Below are 17,058 nucleotides of genomic sequence, written 5' to 3'. Positions count from 1 at the left end.
TCATAATAAATTGTTGCCAATTATGAAAACTGTAATCTCACGAAAAACGGCGGTCTTCATTTTCATCTTTGCCTGTTTTTTTCTTTCTGAAGCACATGCCCAGGTAGGAATAAACACTACAAGCCCGACGGAAACCCTTCACGTAAACGGAAATGTTCGAATCGATGGCGCATTGATGCCGGGGAACCAAGCCGGGGGCGTTGATAAAATTTTGGTATCCAAAGGAACAAGCGCACCTCCATCATGGGGGCCCGGGTTTTTAAATACTTCTCAAATCACTTCAATTGGTAAGTATTTTGTTGGCCCATTTAATATTGCTAATGCTACGTATCTTACGATCGACGTTGCCGATACGAATGTAACTACATCCTCGACAATTTATGTTACCTATCCAAATTTACCCTCCGGACCGGCGTATGGCTATAGTTTTACAACCTTTGCTGAAGCTCAAACCGGAAATATTCGATTCCATATTATTAATGACACAGGTGGAAATTTAATGAATCTACAGTTTTCTTATGTTGCCTTATATTAAAACAAGCATGAAACAATTAGCCCTTATAGTAGGCGTGTTCTTAATTTGTTCATTCGCTATTGGTCAAACAAATCAGGATTCATTAGCCTCAGCTTCCATAGTACTAAAAAAGCAAAAAGAAATTTCTAAGGAGATGACACCCGTTTTCGTCCCAGCTAAAACAACAAATTCTTCCTCAGATCAAACATTCCTAAAAAAAGAAATCGTACTTGCAAAACGAGAAGTTATCGATAGTTCTATTGACAACACAAGTTATTTTGTTATGAATGCTTCGGAAAAAACTCGGAAATTCAACTTACCTACCGGTCTTCGCCAAGCTCACTTAAACTTGAAAAATAAAAAGGTTTCCGACTCGATACAAACGACGATAGACCATTAAAAATAGTCCAGAAACTTCCAAAAAGTTCGTTTCTTAAAATAGTACAAATCTTTTTCATTTTTATAGGCTTCCCGTTCAAAACTTATATTTCTATACGCTTTATAACGATGCTTGTATTGCAACCATCTAAAGAAAAATTCTAGTACATACCAAACATAAAAGAAGACCACAAGCAGCTCGATTTGTTGTCGCAGATGAATTCTTTCGTGATTTATAAACACCGCATCCTCTTTTAAATGCTTGTGTTTAATAAAAATAAAGGGCCATAAGGCTATGGCTAGAAAACCTTTTCTGAAAAAAAATCGATGGGCTAAAACAATCACTGCTTGAAGATAATAAAAAGCATAACTATTTCTATTTTTGTACTATGCTGTTTCCGAAGAAAAAAATAGAGATAGAAGAAGGTGACTTTTATTTAACTCCAGAAGGCTATAAGTGCTTTACGGCACAGTATCATTTAAAACGAGGCTATTGTTGCGAAAGTGGTTGTCGCCATTGTCCCTACGGATTCAACAAAAAAACCAATCAAAAAAAATAATCTCATACGCTAGGAGATCCGTATCTAGAATCATAAACAACTAATATTGTATGACCTTTCAAGAAGAAATATGTGCAGGTATACCCGACCAATTGCCAGAGGCTCCCGTCTACGACACTTCAATAAACCACGCCCCCAAGCGTAAAAAGATTCTTTCCGAAGAAGAGACAACCTTGGCCTTGCAAAATGCGTTGCGCTATTTTAATGCACAACATCATGCTTTATTGCTTCCTGAATTCAAAAAGGAATTGGAAGCATACGGTCGTATTTATATGTACCGCCTTCGACCTACTCACAAAATTGTAGCGCGTCCCCTTTCCGAATACCCCGGACGCTGTAACCAGGCCAAAGCGATCATGTTAATGATCCAAAATAATTTAGATCATGCTGTAGCACAGCACCCACACGAGCTTATAACCTATGGTGGTAATGGGGCAGTTTTTCAAAACTGGGCACAATATCGATTAACGATGCAGTACCTTTCTGAAATGACCAACGAACAAACCTTGGTCATGTATTCGGGACACCCAATGGGACTATTCCCTTCACATCCCGATGCACCAAGAGTCGTAGTTACCAACGGTATGATGATTCCTAATTACTCACAACCCGATGATTGGGAAAAATTCAATGCACTTGGAGTTACACAGTACGGCCAAATGACTGCCGGTAGTTATATGTATATTGGTCCTCAAGGCATTGTACATGGGACCACTATCACAGTCTTAAATGGATTCCGAAAAATAGGTAAATCGCCTTCCGGTGGATTGTTCGTTACTTCTGGCCTAGGCGGCATGAGTGGTGCACAGCCAAAAGCGGGGAATATAGCAGGTTGCGTTACCGTATGTGCCGAGGTCAATAAAAAAGCAACCCAAACACGGCATGAACAAGGCTGGGTAGATGAGGTAATAAGTGACCTAAGCGAATTGGTGGATCGTGTTAAAAAGGCCGTAGCTAACAAAGAAGCAGTATCGATCGCTTACGATGGCAACGTAGTCGATGTTTGGGAACGTTTTGCTGAGGAAGAGGTACATATTGACCTTGGAAGCGATCAAACTTCGTTGCACAATCCTTGGGCAGGCGGTTATTATCCGGCGGGATTACGTTACGCCGAAGCGAATGAACTAATGGCGAACGACCCTGAGACCTTTAAAAAGAAAGTACAAGAAAGTCTACGCCGACAAGTAGCGGCTATAAATAAGCATACGCAGAAAGGCACTTATTTCTTTGATTACGGAAACGCTTTTCTTTTGGAAGCTTCTAGAGCTGGAGCTGCTATAATGACCACAGACGATACTAATTCAGATACATCAAAATCTAAATCGGAGTTCAGATACCCTTCTTATGTACAAGATATTATGGGACCAATGTGTTTTGATTATGGTTTCGGGCCTTTTAGGTGGGTATGTGCTTCAGGTAAAGCAGAAGATCTTGAAAAAACCGATGCTATTGCCTGTGAGGTCCTTGAAAAATTAAAACAGACAGCTCCGGAAGAGATCCAACAACAAATGGCCGATAATATACAATGGATCAAGGGAGCCCAACAGAATAAATTGGTTGTTGGTTCACAAGCTCGAATCTTGTATGCAGACAGTGACGGCAGGGTTCAAATTGCATCTGCCTTCAATAAAGCGATTGCTGAAGGAAAAATAGGTTCGGTCATTCTTGGGCGCGACCACCATGATGTATCCGGCACCGATTCTCCTTATCGTGAAACTTCAAACATCTACGATGGAAGTCGATTTACAGCCGATATGGCCATTCAGAATGTTATAGGAGATAGTTTTAGAGGCGCTACATGGGTTAGCATTCATAACGGTGGTGGCGTAGGCTGGGGAGAAGTTATCAACGGTGGTTTCGGTATGGTTCTTGATGGTACTAGTGATGCCCAACGACGCTTAGAATCTATGTTATTCTGGGATGTAAATAACGGAATAGCACGCCGCAGTTGGGCGCGAAATGATGAAGCTATTTTTGCAATCAAAAGGGCTATGAAACATAATCCACAACTTAAAGTTACGCTTCCAAATTTCGTTGATGATGATTTATTAAAAAACACGTAAACCCTATGAAAGCTTTTAAATTTTTACCCTTACTGCTGCTTTTTGTCTTTGCTTCGTGTAGTACCGTTCGTGTTGCTACCGATTACGACCGAAAAGTAGATTTTAATTCGTACAACTCCTTTGCTTTTTATAAGCCCGGCGTTGACAAAGCAGAAATTTCAGATTTAGATAAAAAACGAATCCTTAGAGCCATCGATGCCGAACTTTCGGCCAAAGGCTTGAACAAATCAAATTCACCAGATCTTATGGTAAGTATTTTTACCAAAGAACGTGAGCGCATCGATGTATACAACAATGCATTTGGTTATGGCTGGGGATGGAATCCTTGGTGGTATGGAGGTTTTTATGGTAACACCGTATCGCGATCTACCGAAGGAAGCCTTTATATCGATCTTATCGATGCAAATACAAACGAATTGGTGTGGCAAGGAATTGGAAGTGCAAGACTCATCACTGGCAGTGATGTTGAAGCACGTGAAGAACGAATTCAAGAAATCGTCCGAGAAATATTAGCAGAATATCCTCCGGGAGCAATGAAAAAGTAAGGACAATAAAAAACCCCTCAAAATGAGGGGTTTTTTTAATAATTAATTAGTTCTATTATTTTATTTTTTACTTTTTCTACGGAAGGGATCATGGTCTCTTCCAACACCGAGTTCAATGGAATAGCAGGCATGTTTTCACTGCCTATGATCATGACCGGAGCATCTAATTCTTGAAAACATTCCTCTTGAATACGACCTTGTAAGGCTCTTGAAAAACTATTTTCTGAAGGTTCCTCGGTCACCACCAGACATTTCCCACATTTTTTAACCGACTTGAGCACGGTGTCATAATCTAATGGATGTAACGTACGAAGGTCGACTATCTCTATGGTGTTTGTAAGACCTAATGCTTCGGAAGCATTCATCGCCCAATGCACCCCCATCCCATAGGTTATAATTGAAACAGTCTCTTCTTCCTCTTGCTTCCAGATTTCCTGAAGCACCCATGCCTTTCCAAATGGCAGCACGTAATCTTCTGCAGGTTCTAAGGAAGTAGCGCCTTTTGTGCCTTTTACCTTGCTCCAATATAAACCTTTATGCTCAAAAATAACTACAGGGTTCGGATCGTAATACGCTGCTTTCATTAACCCTTTTAGATCGGCACCATTGCTCGGGTAAGCGATCTTAAGTCCACGAATGTTGGTTACCACGCTTTCCACCGAAGACGAATGATAAGGACCTCCACTTCCGTAGGCACCTATAGGAACTCGTAAAATCATCGAGACCGGCCATTTTCCGTTCGATAAGTAATTACTTCTACTCACTTCAGTAAATAACTGGTTGAGACCCGGCCAAATATAGTCGGCAAACTGAACCTCAACAATGGGCTTTAGCCCTACGGCACTCATACCCACGGTGGATCCAACAATAAAGGCCTCTTGAATAGGCGTATTAAAAACACGATTGTCTCCAAATTTTTGTGCCAAGGTGGCTGCTTCTCTAAAAACACCTCCCAATCGGCCTCCAACATCCTGGCCGTATAATAAACATTCTTTGTGCTTTGCCATCAATTCTTCGATCGCAAAAAGTGCACAATCTACCATGACCACCTTCTCGCCTCCTTCGGGAGAACGTTCGCCCTGCTCTTCTGTAATAGGTGTTGGTGCAAAATCGTGTGTAAATAGGTCTTCCGGTTTTGGGTCTTCTGCTTTTTGAGCACTTTCAAAATCTGCGTTTACTTTATTGATCGCTTTTGCTTCGATCGCTTCAAGCTCTTTTTCGGTAAAACCTTGTTCGCTCAAGAGTTGTTTCATCTTAGGGTATGGATCTCGGCTTCTGGCTTCTTCCAGATCATCGCGATAAAATTCCATACGTACACCAGAGGTGTGATGGTTTAAAAGTGGAACTTTCGCATGCACCAAAAATGGACGCCTCTCAGTTCTAATAGTGGCTATCACCTTTTCTATGGTCGAATAACTCTCTTCAAAATCGGTTCCGTCAATAGAAATTGCTTCCAGACCGTGAAATCCTGCCGCATATTCGGCTGCATTTTGTGCGCGGGTCTCTGCTTCGTTAGCAGAAATATCCCAACCGTTGTCCTGCACCAGATACAAGATTGGCAGTTGTTTTAACGCAGCCATTTGAAATGCCTCTGCGATCTCTCCTTCGGTAACTGAAGCATCTCCTAGGGAGCAAACCACAATGGGTTGATCTATATCTAGATCGTTCAAGTTTTCAGTTTCTTTATACCACATCCCCATCGCTACTCCTGTGGCAGGAATTGCCTGCATCCCGGTAGCACTACTCTGGTGTGGGATCTTTGGTTTATCGTCTTCTTTTAAGCTTGGATGCGAATAATAGGTGCGTCCTCCCGAAAAAGGATCATCGCCTTTCGCGAGTACTTGTAACATAAGGTCTCTAGGTTCCATTCCTATAGCTAATAGCATCGAGTCATCGCGATAGTAGGGAAACATATAATCCTGGGGAAGCAATTGCATTCCAACAGCGGTCTGGATAACTTCGTGCCCTCTCGAGGTAGCATGAACGTATTTTGAGACCAATTTAAAATTGGCTTCGTACAACTCGGTCATCGCCTTTGCCGTGCAGAGGTTCGAAAATGCTTTTTTATACGCTTCTTTCATTATTCCTTTCATCCTACTTTTTAATTTTTCACTTTCAATAACCAGTTGAATTTATCTTCTATCTTCCCGGCTTTTAAATCGTTTAATGTATTGTTGATCTCTAGTCCCACCGGACTTTCATCAGATACATGAATGGTTTCATCACCGTATCCAATCTCTTGAATGTATGCAATTCCAACTGCTGTGCCTGTACCAAATGCTTCTTCCAAGGTACCTTCTTCGGAAGCTTTTTTTATTTCGTCTATAGTTATGGCGCGTTCGGTAACTTCGTATCCCTTGTCTTTAAGTAGCTCCAACACACTCATTCGGGTAATCCCATTAAGGATAGCTCCGTCCAGTTTAGGTGTAATAAATTTTCCGTCTATCTTAAAGAAGATATTCATGGTCCCTACTTCTTGAATATACTTATGTTCATAAGCGTCTAACCACAATACTTGATCATACCCTTTGGCCTTTGCAATTTCTGTAGGTCTAATAGCTGCTGCGTAATTCCCTGCTGCCTTGGCTTCGCCCGTTCCCCCCTCGGCTGCGCGAATGTATTTCTTCTCTGCGTATAATTTTATCCGTTTGCTAAAAAACGGTCCTGCCGGAGAAGCAATGATCATAAATTTATAACTGGTGGCAGCTCGCATTCCAATAAAGGGCTCGTCTGCATACATAAAGGGTCTTAAATACAAAGCACTTCCTTCCTGTGGCGGGATCCAGTCTCGTTCCACATCTACCAATTCTTTTAACCCCTCTACGAAAAGTGTTTCCGGAAAATCGGGCATTCCCATGCGTTGTGCACTAAAATTAAGTCGTTCGGCATTCTTTTTTGGACGAAACAATATGGGGGCACCCTTCTCATCTCGTGTTGCTTTCATGCCTTCGAATATAGCTTGACCGTAGTGCAAGGCCATGGCGGCTGGGTGAGTGGGGATTGCGGCAAGTGGCTCCACTCGTGGATTGTTCCATTGCCCATTGTTATAATCGCATACAAACATATGGTCGGTAAAGGCTCGACCTAATGGAATGTTATTAAAGTCTATTGTATTTACTTTTGAATCTGAAGTCTTGGTAACAGTTATATTATGCTTCGCATCAATCATGGGTATCGGGTATTTTACGTGTGTTCTATTTTTATTTAAATGGTTCGCTTGGTATCAAATTGTTCCATATTGTCGGCAATACGTCGTAAGAACGACCCGGCTAAATAGCCATCGACTATACGATGGTCGAACGACAAGGACAGATACATCATTTGTCGTATCTCGATGCTATCACCATCGGGACGCTCCATGACCTCGGCTCGTTTTTTTATAATGCCGGTCGCTAAGATGGCTGCCTCCGGTTGATTAATAATGGGAGTCCCCATAAGACTGCCAAAGGTACCCACATTGCTAATTGTAAAAGTACTGCCTTTGGTGTCGTCGCCTTTAAGTTTATTTTCACGGGCTTTGCCTACCAATTCGTTAGTGGCTGCCGCCAACTGCTGTAAGTCCTTTTTGTTGGCATCTTTAACTACGGGCACGATAAGATTTCCCGAAGGCAATGCGGTTGCCATGCCAATATTGATCTCTTCTTTTACAATAATATCGGTGCCATCCAAGGATGAATTGATCATGGGGAAGTCGGTGATCGCATTCGCAACTGCCTCGATAAATAAGGGAGTAAATGTTAGTTTTTCGTTGTATTTGCTCTGAAATGCTTCTTTATTTGCATTACGCCACTTGACCATATTGGTTAGGTCGGCTTCGACATAAGCAGTGACATGAGGTGCTGTCGTTGCAGAAAACACCATATGATCGGAGATCATTTGGCGCATTCGATCCATAGGAACCACTTTTCCTTTTCCTTTATCGAATTTTAGATCGGGGATTTGGAATCCGGAAGGTGCGGTCGTCGCCTGTGCAAACTGATACGGTCTCCCCTCGTCTAAATACTGCAACAAATCGCTTTTTCTAAGTCGGCCATCCGTCCCGGTTCCGGGGATACGAGCCAATTCTTCATAACTAACATGGTGTTTGCGTGCTATACTGTCTATTAGCGGTGATATAAACACATTTTCCTTTACTTGAAATGTTGTTGCGGTAGGTTTGGTGGCTTTTTTCTTTTTCTGTTCTTGTTTTGTTTTGGGTGCTGTTGCTTTGGATTTGGTCTTGGAAACGGTTTTTTTCGGGGCTTCGGAAAGTTCTAGGATAGCGATCACTTCTCCCACCGGGACAACATCTTTGGCAGCGACCTTATGTTCAATAAGTTTTCCTGCTGAAGGTGCGGGAACTTCGTTATCGACCTTATCGGTTGCTACTTCAACGAGTATATCGCCTGTATCGAAAGACTCACCTTCTTGCACCAACCAATTAATGATGGTACCTTCGGTAATGCTTTCCCCCATTTTCGGCATTTTAAATTCCTGTGTAGACAGGGATTTCTTATCATCGCTCATTTCTTGTTGTGTTATAGTTTAAATTCCAATTCTTACTAATATCATCCCAGCTTGGATTCATTTCTTCAATTCGTTTTATTTTCCAATCTCGTTTCCATTTCTTCATCTGTAGTCCGCGTTAAGGACTGCAGCGGCATCCTTTTTTGGTAAGGCCAAAAAAGATACAGCGGAAGGCCTGACCCGCCATTGGCGGGTAACGCCCAATTACTTCTTCATAAAATCGCGCAGTGTATCATAAAACGATTCCTGCTCGGGTCTAGTTTCCGGAAGCGATCGAAGCGGTTCTACTTCTCGCAAGCTCTCGTGACAGTCGGTTGGCAACTGTTGGTACAATTTGGTGCCGGCTGTTTTCCAAGCGACCATTTCTTCGGAAACTTCTTTGATCGCTTTGGCCGGATTGCCCACGATCAATTGTCGTTTTGCAAACTTGGTTTCGGCTTTAACAAAGGCCATTGCTCCTACGATGCATTCTTCACCAATTTCGGCATCATCCATGATCACGCTGTTCATTCCAATAAGGCAATTGCGCCCCAGGTTGGCCCCATGAATAATCGCGCCGTGTCCCACATGTGCTCCACTGGACAACACTATGCTTTTGCCCGGGAACATATGCACGGTACAATTTTCCTGAACATTGACACCGTCTTCAAGGATGATCTCTCCCCAGTCGCCACGAATGGCGGCACCCGGTCCCACATAGCAATTTTTCCCAATGATGACATTGCCGGTCACGGCAGCCAACGGATGAACAAAGCTACTTTCGTGCACCACCGGGATATGTCCTTTAAAGCTATAGATCATGATGGGATAGGCTGTTGTTATTCAAATCTTTTTAATTTTTCTTTTGTAAAATCGCTCAACACCAAGCGTCCGCTAATTACAGCGCGTTCGGCTAGTAATTCGTCCCAGTCTTCGGTACCTCTCCAAAATACTTTTTTCATTTCTTTCATGGCTTCCGGGTTGTAGGTACACAAATGCTCGGCAAATGCTTGTACTGCTTCATCGAGTGCTTCGGTAGAATCGAATACCTTGGCATAAAGTCCTTTTTGGCGTGCCCATTCGGCCTCATAAAAGCTATTGGCATCTATGGCTATTTGTGACATTCCGCTAAGTCCGAGTTTTCGTTCTACGGCCGGCCCTACCACAAAGGGTCCGATCCCAATGTTCAATTCGCTTAATTTGATGGCTGCAAATTTTGTCGCCATGCAATAATCGGTAGCTGAAGCTACTCCGACGCCTCCACCAACGGTTTTTCCTTGAATACGACCGATGATAAACTTTGGACATTTTCGCATGGCATTGATCACGTTTGCAAAGCCGCTAAAGAATACTTTTCCTGTTCCGGCATCGTTGATGCTTATAAGCTCTTTAAAGCTCGCACCTGCGCAGAAAGTCCGGTCTCCACCACTTTTTAGTACGATCACTTTCACTTCATCGTTCGTACCCGCATCTGTAATGGTCTGTGCCAGTTTTGCAAGTATATCTCCCGGCAAGCTATTGTGTGCAGGATGAAAGAACTCGATGGTTGCTATTCCTTGTTGTATGTCTTGTTTTACGTATGGTTTTGTCATAGTATTTTCGCTTAGTTGCGCTTATTCGTATTTTGTTTTTATGAATCGAGCAAACCGAATTGCTCAAAGTGATGATTAAGGTGTTTGCGTTCTAGCAAGTACCATTCAAATTTATTTAATTCGCCAAATACGACGTTCTTGGTACGTGCGTCCGGGTTCTCTTTAAAATACTTTAGATACTCTTCACGTGCTTCCAACATTTTAGTTTTAGCTGTTTCCAGATCGGGATGTTTCAGTTCATCCATTCTCGATGCTTCGGAAAGTGGAAAATTGTAATCTCTAGGCATCTTTTCATAATTGTAGAGTGTGGCGTGGGTCTTTTCAAGGTACTTATCGGGTGTAGCGATCTCAAAATCTTGGATCTCGTTCGCCGCAATACGATAGGTATACTCCAAATGTTCTATCATTCCTTGTGCGGTCATTGTTCCCCAACGTGGTTTGGTTTCTTCGGAAAGCGTATCGAGGTATTTCTTAATGTTTTTTGAAGTCATCTCAGTAAACACTGTTTGTTTCTTCTGAACCATAGTAAGTATGGTTGCAATGGCCACCAACGGATTCTCGTCTTCCGACTTAGGGTTGCCTTGGGCGTCGACATCGACATTGGCGTCGAATACTTCCACATACCATTTTACGATCCCCGAGGGTAATTCGGTACCGCGTTGGTCACGATCGATCTTTTGTTTACAGGTAAGTCGGACATAGACAGTATCGTTGTGATAAATTGGGCGTAAGAACCTACACTCTTCCAGTCCGTAGTTCGCGGCAACCGGTCCTTTGTTGGGATAGACAAACAGTCCTGCAGCGGCCGAAATGATAAAATATCCATGGGCGGTTCGTTTTTCAAAAATGCTTCCGTCCAAAGAAGTGATGTCGGTGTGTGCATAGAAATGATCCCACGTTAGGTTTCCGAAGTTTACAATGTCGGTATCTGTGATCGTTCGCTTGTGTGTTTCTAATGACATTCCCGGCTGAATGTCTTCCCAATGATATGCGAACGGATGTTGCTCGGTCTTTTTATAGGCTGCCTTGGGTTGGTAAATACCGGTTACTTCGGTTAGGGTGGTTGGAGATCCTTGGATGGCGCAACGTTGCAAATAATGTTTTATACCGCGCATACCTCCCATTTCTTCACCTCCACCGGCGCGTCCGGGACCACCATGGATCAAGTTCGGTAAGGGTGAACCGTGCCCCGTACTTTGTTTGGCGCTTTCACGATTCAAAATAAGTATTCTACCGTGATGTGTCGCAGCCGAAACTGTATATTCTTTCGCGATGGTATCATCGTTGGTAACGATCGAGCTTACCAGTGACCCTTTGCCCATTTTGGACAGTTTAATTGCATCTTCTAAGGTGCTGTAGGGCATTAAAGTACTAACTGGTCCGAAGGCTTCTGTAATATGTGCTGCTTCGTTATGTAAAGGATCATCTTCACGCAGCAAAATAGGTTTTACAAATGCGCCTTTTTGGGCATCGGCACCTACGGTTTTAGCATCGTCAAAATCACCGTAAACGATCTGTGCTGTTTGTGTGATCTTTTCAATTTGTTCTTTAACCGATTGGCGTTGGGCATCACTAACTAATGCGCCCATACGAACCTCTTTTAATCGCGGATCTCCAATGGTGACCTTGTCTAGTTGCTTGCCTAACGCGATCTGGACATCTTCCACTAATTTTTCCGGAACAATTATACGACGGATTGCCGTACATTTTTGTCCACATTTAACCGTCATTTCGTTACGCACCTCCTTAATAAACAGATCGAACTCAGGGGTGCCAGGTACTGCATCTTCGCCTAAGATCGCTGCGTTAAGGGAATCGGCTTCCATCGTAAATGGCACCGATTCTTCTATGAGTCTAGGATGTTTTTTTAGAATTTTACCCGTGCTCGCCGAGCCTGTAAAGGTCACGACATCTTGTGACTCGACCGTATCGAGTATGGATTTTGCGGTTCCGCTAATTAATTGCAATGCACCTTCAGGAAGAATTCCTGAAGAGATAATTTCTTTTACAACTGCTTCGGTCAAGTAGGCTGTTTGTGGGGCCGGAAGCACTACTGCCGGCATTCCTGCCATCCAATTGACGGCGCATTTTTCCAGCATTCCCCAAACCGGGAAGTTAAAGGCATTGATATGAACGGCAACACCTTCACGCGGCACCATGATATGATGGGCCATAAATCGTCCCCCTCGAGAAAGATCGATAGGATCGCCTTCTACGTGATACGATTGATTAGGAAATAGTTTCCGAAGTGATGCATTGGCGAACAAGTTTCCGAAGCCTCCTTCAATATCGATCCAACTATCAATTTTAGTAGCTCCGGTTCGATAACTGATGTCGTAAAATTGTTGCTTTCGTTTTGTCAAGTACAGCGCTAAGCTTTTAAGCATGTTACCACGCTCCTGAAAGGTCATTTTACGCAGCGTGTTGCCGTTTTCTCTTCCATAATTCAGTATCTCCGGAATGTCCAAGCCTTCGGTAGTCACCGAGGTGAAATGTTCTCCTGTGACAGAGTCTAATATTGGACTCCCCTCACCTTTACCTTCGGTCCATTGTCCTTGTACGTAATGTTGCGTTTTATTCATAGGTTGTCTTTATACTTTTTGATCCCATTTCCGGATAAAAAATTAAATTATTAGTTAGAAACATTTTCGATCACTGCCGCATAACCTTGTCCGACACCAACACACATAGTTATTAATGCATATCGTTTACCGGTTTCCTTTAATTCGAGTGCGGCAGAATACGCTAAGCGTGCTCCGGTTACTCCCAATGGATGACCAATGGCAATGGAGCCACCATTAGGGTTGATCCTTGGGTCATCATCTTTAAGACCCCACTCACGGATACAAGCCAAGGCTTGAGAGGCAAATGCTTCATTTAGTTCGATAACGTCCATATCTTGCATGGTCAGTCCGGCTTTTTCTAGCGCTTTATTACTCGCTTCTACCGGGCCTATTCCCATAATTCGCGGCTCTACACCAACCACTGCTGAACTTACAATGCGCGCTAACGGATTCAGATTGTAATTTTTAACAGCAGCTTCCGAAGCAATTATAGTTGCTGCAGCTCCATCGTTCAATCCGGAAGCATTACCGGCTGTTACACTTCCGTCTTTTTTGAAAGCAGGGCGCAATTTTGCCAGAATTTCTTTAGTGGTATTAGGCTTAATGAACTCGTCGTCCTTGAAAATGATCGGATCTTTTTTGCGTTGTGGAATTTCAACCGCCACAATTTCTTTTGCCAATCTGCCGGATGCTTGTGCTTTTGCAGCTTTCATCTGACTCCAATACGCGAATGCATCCTGATCTTCTCGTGTGATCTTGTGTTTTTCAACCAGATTTTCGGCAGTGTTTCCCATGCCGTCTGTTCCGTACATATCGTGCATCTTTTTGTTAACGAAGCGCCAGCCAAAACTTGAGTCGTACATTTTAGCATCGGTTCCAAATGCAGATGAAGGTTTTGCGATCACGTAAGGACCTCTAGTCATATTCTCTACACCTCCTGAAATAAAGAGGTCTCCATCCCCTGCTTTTATCGCCCTATTGGCGTGAATGATAGCAGAGAGGCCGCTGCTGCACAGTCTATTGACTGTTTCACCGGGTACGGTGAAGGGCAGTCCTGCCAGCAGCAGCGCCATTCGAGCCACATTTCTATTGTCTTCTCCCGCTTGGTTGGCACAGCCTAATATCACATCGTCGAATGCTTCCTTGGGGATGTTTGGATTTCGTTTCACAACGGTTTCTATGACCAAGGCCGCAAGATCATCGGTTCGAATCGTGCTTAAGCTTCCTTTATAATTTCCAATGGGAGTACGTATCCCGTCAATGATATATGATTCTTTCAAAATTTTATTTTTTTTAAGTACAACTTACTTGTTCATTTTGCGACCTACCCAATTGTTTTAGTTCTCCCAATCCTTTGCTGTTCGATACACCACACCTTTAAACAGTGCGACAAGCTCATCGCCTCGCTTCACTTCGACAATGTTGAATCCTAGTTTGGTATTTACTTTTTCAATAACCGATTCGGCGGTTAGGTAATCGCCCTCATTCAATGCTTCAATGTGATTTATAGACGTCTCGATAGACACCGCAAATTTTCCGTGCGTATTTGCAGCAAAACCAAAGGCTGTGTCGGCTAGAGAGTAGCTTATACCGCCATGTGCTTTTCCCATGCTGTTCAACATCTCTTTTCGGAGTGTCATCGCAACTTTACAGCGTCCTTTTTCCACTTCTAAGATCTCGATGCCTAACCATTGACTAAATGCATCTTGATTGAGCATTTTTTTCGGTATCTCCTCAGCTTTAAGCTTTTTGTTCAAATGTGGATCGGTATTCATTTAATTCGTTTCGTTAAAAAATGTCTTTCCTTCGTTCTTCATTTTTCGTAAGATGGGTGAACAACGATATCGATCTTCGTGGTACTCATTATAGAGATCATCTAATTTTTCCACACACCAATCGATGCCTTTCTCATCGGCCCACGCCAGTAATCCCTTAGGATAATTTACTCCCTTGGTCATTGCGTTATCGATGTCTTCTGCAGAAGCAATATTCCAAAACAATGCATCGGCGGCTTCATTAATGAGCATTACCAACACCCTGTCAAAAATATGATGTGCCAAGGCTACATCCTCCGTTGGTGTTGGATTATCGGCATCGGTTGTGTAATCATAGTATCCCTTTCCACTTTTTCTTCCAAGGTAACCTGCTTCTGCAAACCGTTTTTGAGTAAATGAAGGCTTATAACGCGGGTCGTAATAAAAAGCTTCAAAAACTGTTTCGGTTACCGTATAATTTACATCATTTCCAATAAAATCCATGAGCTCAAAGGGTCCCATCCTAAATCCTCCTAACGATTTCAACGCCCAATCGATGGTTGGGAAATCGGCTATACCTTCTTCATAAATGCGCAATGATTCGCCGTAGAAGGGTCGTGCAACGCGATTTACGATAAATCCAGGCGTGTCTTTGGCCACCGCAACCGTCTTACCCCATTCTTTGATCGTCGCCACCGATTGTTGTAATATCTTCTCTGAAGTCTGTATCGATGGAATCACCTCAACTAGCTTCATAAGAGGTGCCGGATTAAAGAAGTGGATTCCGACGCAACGAGACGGCTTATCTAAAGCAGCAGCAATGGAAGCAATAGACAACGAAGAGGTGTTTGAAGCAATGATGGTTCGTTTCGACACATAACCTTCTAATTCTTGAAATACTTGCTTCTTAATCTTTAAGCTCTCCACTATGGCTTCGATCGTAAGATCTGAATCTCCCAACTCTTTTAATGAATTGACATAGCTTATATTGCTTTCTATCCTGTTCTTCTCATCACTGTCGATACGACCCTTTTCCACCAGACGACTCATTATCTTCTTAAGGGCCAGTTCGGCTTTTTGAAGTGCTTCGGTCGAAGTATCGTAGAGTTTAACCGTGCAACCTGCAGTAGCAGCTACTTGCGCGATTCCAGAACCCATAGTTCCACTTCCAATTATCCCAACTTTCTTGATCATATATTTTAGTTCTCTGTTCTCTTTTTTCTCTGCTATTGAATATTATTTTCCTTTAAATTTCGGTTTGCGTTTTTCGACGAACGCATTTACTCCTTCTTGGTAGTCCTCACTTTGAGCAGATTCTATTTGCAATTTCGACTCCATTGCCAGTTGTGCGCTAAGATCATTGGTCATAGATGCATTCATCAACCGCTTTGTAAGTCCTAAGGCCTTGGTTGGCATTTGTGCCACGGTAGTGGCCAATGTTTGTACAGTTTCCATAAATTCTTCCGAAGCAATCACCTTATACACCATTCCCAGCTGCTCTGCTTCTTGGGCAGTTACCTTATCGCCTAACATCATTAAGGCCGATGCCTTCTGAAAACCAATTATTCGTGGTAAAAAGAACGTTCCACCACTATCAGGGATCAATCCTATTTTACTAAAGGCTTGAATAAAGCTCGCTTTTTCCGAAGCCAAGACAATATCACACGCCAATGCAATATTAGCACCAGCACCTGCTGCCACCCCATTTACTGCAGCAATAATGGGTTTTTCAATAGTTCTTATTTGTTTGATAATGGGATTATAGTGTTCTTCGAGTATCTTCTTAAAACCCGGATTGAGGTCGGGGGTTGTCACCTCTTTAAGATCTTGTCCCGCGCAAAACGCCTTGCCATTCCCAACTAATACGATCGCTCTAATGTCTGAATCGTTCTCGCACGCTTTAAGCGCTTCCTGAAGCAACAACGCCATCTCTCGATTAAAGCTATTGAATGTTTCTGGGCGATTTAAAGTTAAGGTTGCAACGCCGTTGTTTATATTTTTTTCTATTGATCTACTCATTATTGTTAGTCTATATTAAGCTGCAACCACATAGTTGTGTTTGCCTACTACTTTAAACATTTAAAATAATCGAATGGTTCTTGACAATCGTCACATTTAAAAAGTGCTTTGCATGCGGTCGACCCAAACTGACTTACCAGATGTGTATTGGTACTTCCACAATTGGTACAACGCACTAATTTCTTGTTGCCCAAAAGCACATCCTTATCGGCCGTTTCGCTTAGCGGACGTGCGATCCCGTATGCTTCCATTTTCTTTAATCCCTCCTCACTAATCCAATCGGTGCTCCATGCCGGTGCCAATACTAGTTCAATACTTGCGGTTTTTCCCACTTCGGAAAAAGCTTTTCTAAGATCATCGCCTATTACATCCATGGCGGGACAGCCCGAGTAGGTGGGTGTTAATTTAATAGTTACGTGTCCGTCCTTCTCTGTGGCTTCACGAATTACGCCCAAATCCAATACCGACAACACAGGAATCTCCGGATCTGAAACCGTTTCCAGTACCGGTATAAGATGGGAATCGATATGTGCTGTTTCGGTTATCAATTTTATTTACTTTCTAATCTTTTATTCAAGACGACT

General features: G+C 42.8%; 15 protein-coding genes and 1 pseudogene. 5 read left to right on the top strand and 11 right to left on the bottom strand.

Features of this window, described 5'->3' with window-relative positions:
- The 5 genes and pseudogenes from DWA30_RS01660 to DWA30_RS01640 all read left to right on the top strand — a co-directional run.
- Positions 1 to 535, top strand: a pseudogene (locus DWA30_RS01660) (hypothetical protein); the annotation flags it as partial.
- Positions 536 to 542: 7 nt separating this feature from the next.
- Complete coding sequence (locus DWA30_RS01655) at positions 543 to 914, top strand: hypothetical protein (protein WP_136073128.1); 372 nt, start codon at positions 543 to 545, stop codon at positions 912 to 914.
- Between the two features lie 367 nt (positions 915 to 1,281).
- Positions 1,282 to 1,452, top strand: coding sequence for a C1orf53 family protein (locus DWA30_RS13235; RefSeq protein WP_168421714.1), 171 nt, complete (start codon positions 1,282 to 1,284; stop codon positions 1,450 to 1,452).
- 50 nt (positions 1,453 to 1,502) lie between these two features.
- A complete protein-coding gene (gene hutU, locus DWA30_RS01645) occupies positions 1,503 to 3,515 on the top strand; it encodes a urocanate hydratase (protein ID WP_114490793.1) in 2,013 nt (670 codons plus the stop codon).
- Positions 3,516 to 3,520: 5 nt separating this feature from the next.
- Positions 3,521 to 4,060: a DUF4136 domain-containing protein gene (locus tag DWA30_RS01640; RefSeq protein ID WP_114490792.1), complete on the top strand. Its 540-nt coding sequence runs from the start codon at positions 3,521 to 3,523 to the stop codon at positions 4,058 to 4,060.
- A 35-nt stretch (positions 4,061 to 4,095) separates the two neighbouring features.
- On the opposite strand, the gene DWA30_RS01635 is transcribed toward DWA30_RS01640, so the two are convergent.
- The 11 genes from DWA30_RS01635 to paaD form a co-directional block, all read right to left on the bottom strand.
- The gene (locus tag DWA30_RS01635) at positions 4,096 to 6,153 is read right to left on the bottom strand and encodes an alpha-ketoacid dehydrogenase subunit alpha/beta (protein WP_114490791.1); all 2,058 of its coding nucleotides are present in this window, start codon (positions 6,151 to 6,153) and stop codon (positions 4,096 to 4,098) included.
- Between the two features lie 8 nt (positions 6,154 to 6,161).
- Complete coding sequence (locus DWA30_RS01630) at positions 6,162 to 7,229, bottom strand: branched-chain amino acid aminotransferase (protein WP_114490790.1); 1,068 nt, start codon at positions 7,227 to 7,229, stop codon at positions 6,162 to 6,164.
- 35 nt (positions 7,230 to 7,264) lie between these two features.
- Entirely contained in the window at positions 7,265 to 8,566 is a 1,302-nt protein-coding gene (locus tag DWA30_RS01625; protein WP_262510092.1) for a dihydrolipoamide acetyltransferase family protein, read from the bottom strand.
- A gap of 204 nt (positions 8,567 to 8,770) precedes the next feature.
- Complete coding sequence (locus tag DWA30_RS01615) at positions 8,771 to 9,367, bottom strand: acyltransferase (RefSeq protein WP_114490789.1); 597 nt, start codon at positions 9,365 to 9,367, stop codon at positions 8,771 to 8,773.
- 17 nt (positions 9,368 to 9,384) lie between these two features.
- Positions 9,385 to 10,137 carry an enoyl-CoA hydratase/isomerase family protein gene (locus tag DWA30_RS01610; RefSeq protein ID WP_114490788.1) on the bottom strand — a complete coding sequence of 251 codons (753 nt, stop codon included), beginning with the start codon at positions 10,135 to 10,137 and terminating at the stop codon, positions 9,385 to 9,387.
- Positions 10,138 to 10,175: 38 nt separating this feature from the next.
- The gene (gene paaZ / locus DWA30_RS01605; RefSeq protein WP_114490787.1) at positions 10,176 to 12,719 is read right to left on the bottom strand and encodes a phenylacetic acid degradation bifunctional protein PaaZ; all 2,544 of its coding nucleotides are present in this window, start codon (positions 12,717 to 12,719) and stop codon (positions 10,176 to 10,178) included.
- Positions 12,720 to 12,769: 50 nt separating this feature from the next.
- Positions 12,770 to 13,981 (bottom strand): 3-oxoadipyl-CoA thiolase, encoded by a 1,212-nt coding sequence (gene pcaF, locus DWA30_RS01600; protein WP_114490786.1) that lies wholly within the window; start codon positions 13,979 to 13,981, stop codon positions 12,770 to 12,772.
- 57 nt (positions 13,982 to 14,038) lie between these two features.
- Positions 14,039 to 14,476, bottom strand: coding sequence for a PaaI family thioesterase (locus tag DWA30_RS01595; RefSeq protein ID WP_114490785.1), 438 nt, complete (start codon positions 14,474 to 14,476; stop codon positions 14,039 to 14,041).
- Positions 14,477 to 15,649: a 3-hydroxyacyl-CoA dehydrogenase NAD-binding domain-containing protein gene (locus tag DWA30_RS01590; RefSeq protein WP_114490784.1), complete on the bottom strand. Its 1,173-nt coding sequence runs from the start codon at positions 15,647 to 15,649 to the stop codon at positions 14,477 to 14,479.
- Between the two features lie 42 nt (positions 15,650 to 15,691).
- Positions 15,692 to 16,474: an enoyl-CoA hydratase-related protein gene (locus DWA30_RS01585; protein WP_114490783.1), complete on the bottom strand. Its 783-nt coding sequence runs from the start codon at positions 16,472 to 16,474 to the stop codon at positions 15,692 to 15,694.
- Positions 16,475 to 16,521: 47 nt separating this feature from the next.
- Complete coding sequence (paaD, locus tag DWA30_RS01580) at positions 16,522 to 17,022, bottom strand: 1,2-phenylacetyl-CoA epoxidase subunit PaaD (protein ID WP_114490782.1); 501 nt, start codon at positions 17,020 to 17,022, stop codon at positions 16,522 to 16,524.
- Positions 17,023 to 17,058: the final 36 nt, after the last annotated feature.

Source organism: Candidatus Ulvibacter alkanivorans (assembly GCF_003333325.1).
GTDB classification, from domain to species: domain Bacteria; phylum Bacteroidota; class Bacteroidia; order Flavobacteriales; family Flavobacteriaceae; genus Ulvibacter_A; species Ulvibacter_A alkanivorans.
This window is presented reverse-complemented; position numbering and strand designations above follow the sequence as displayed.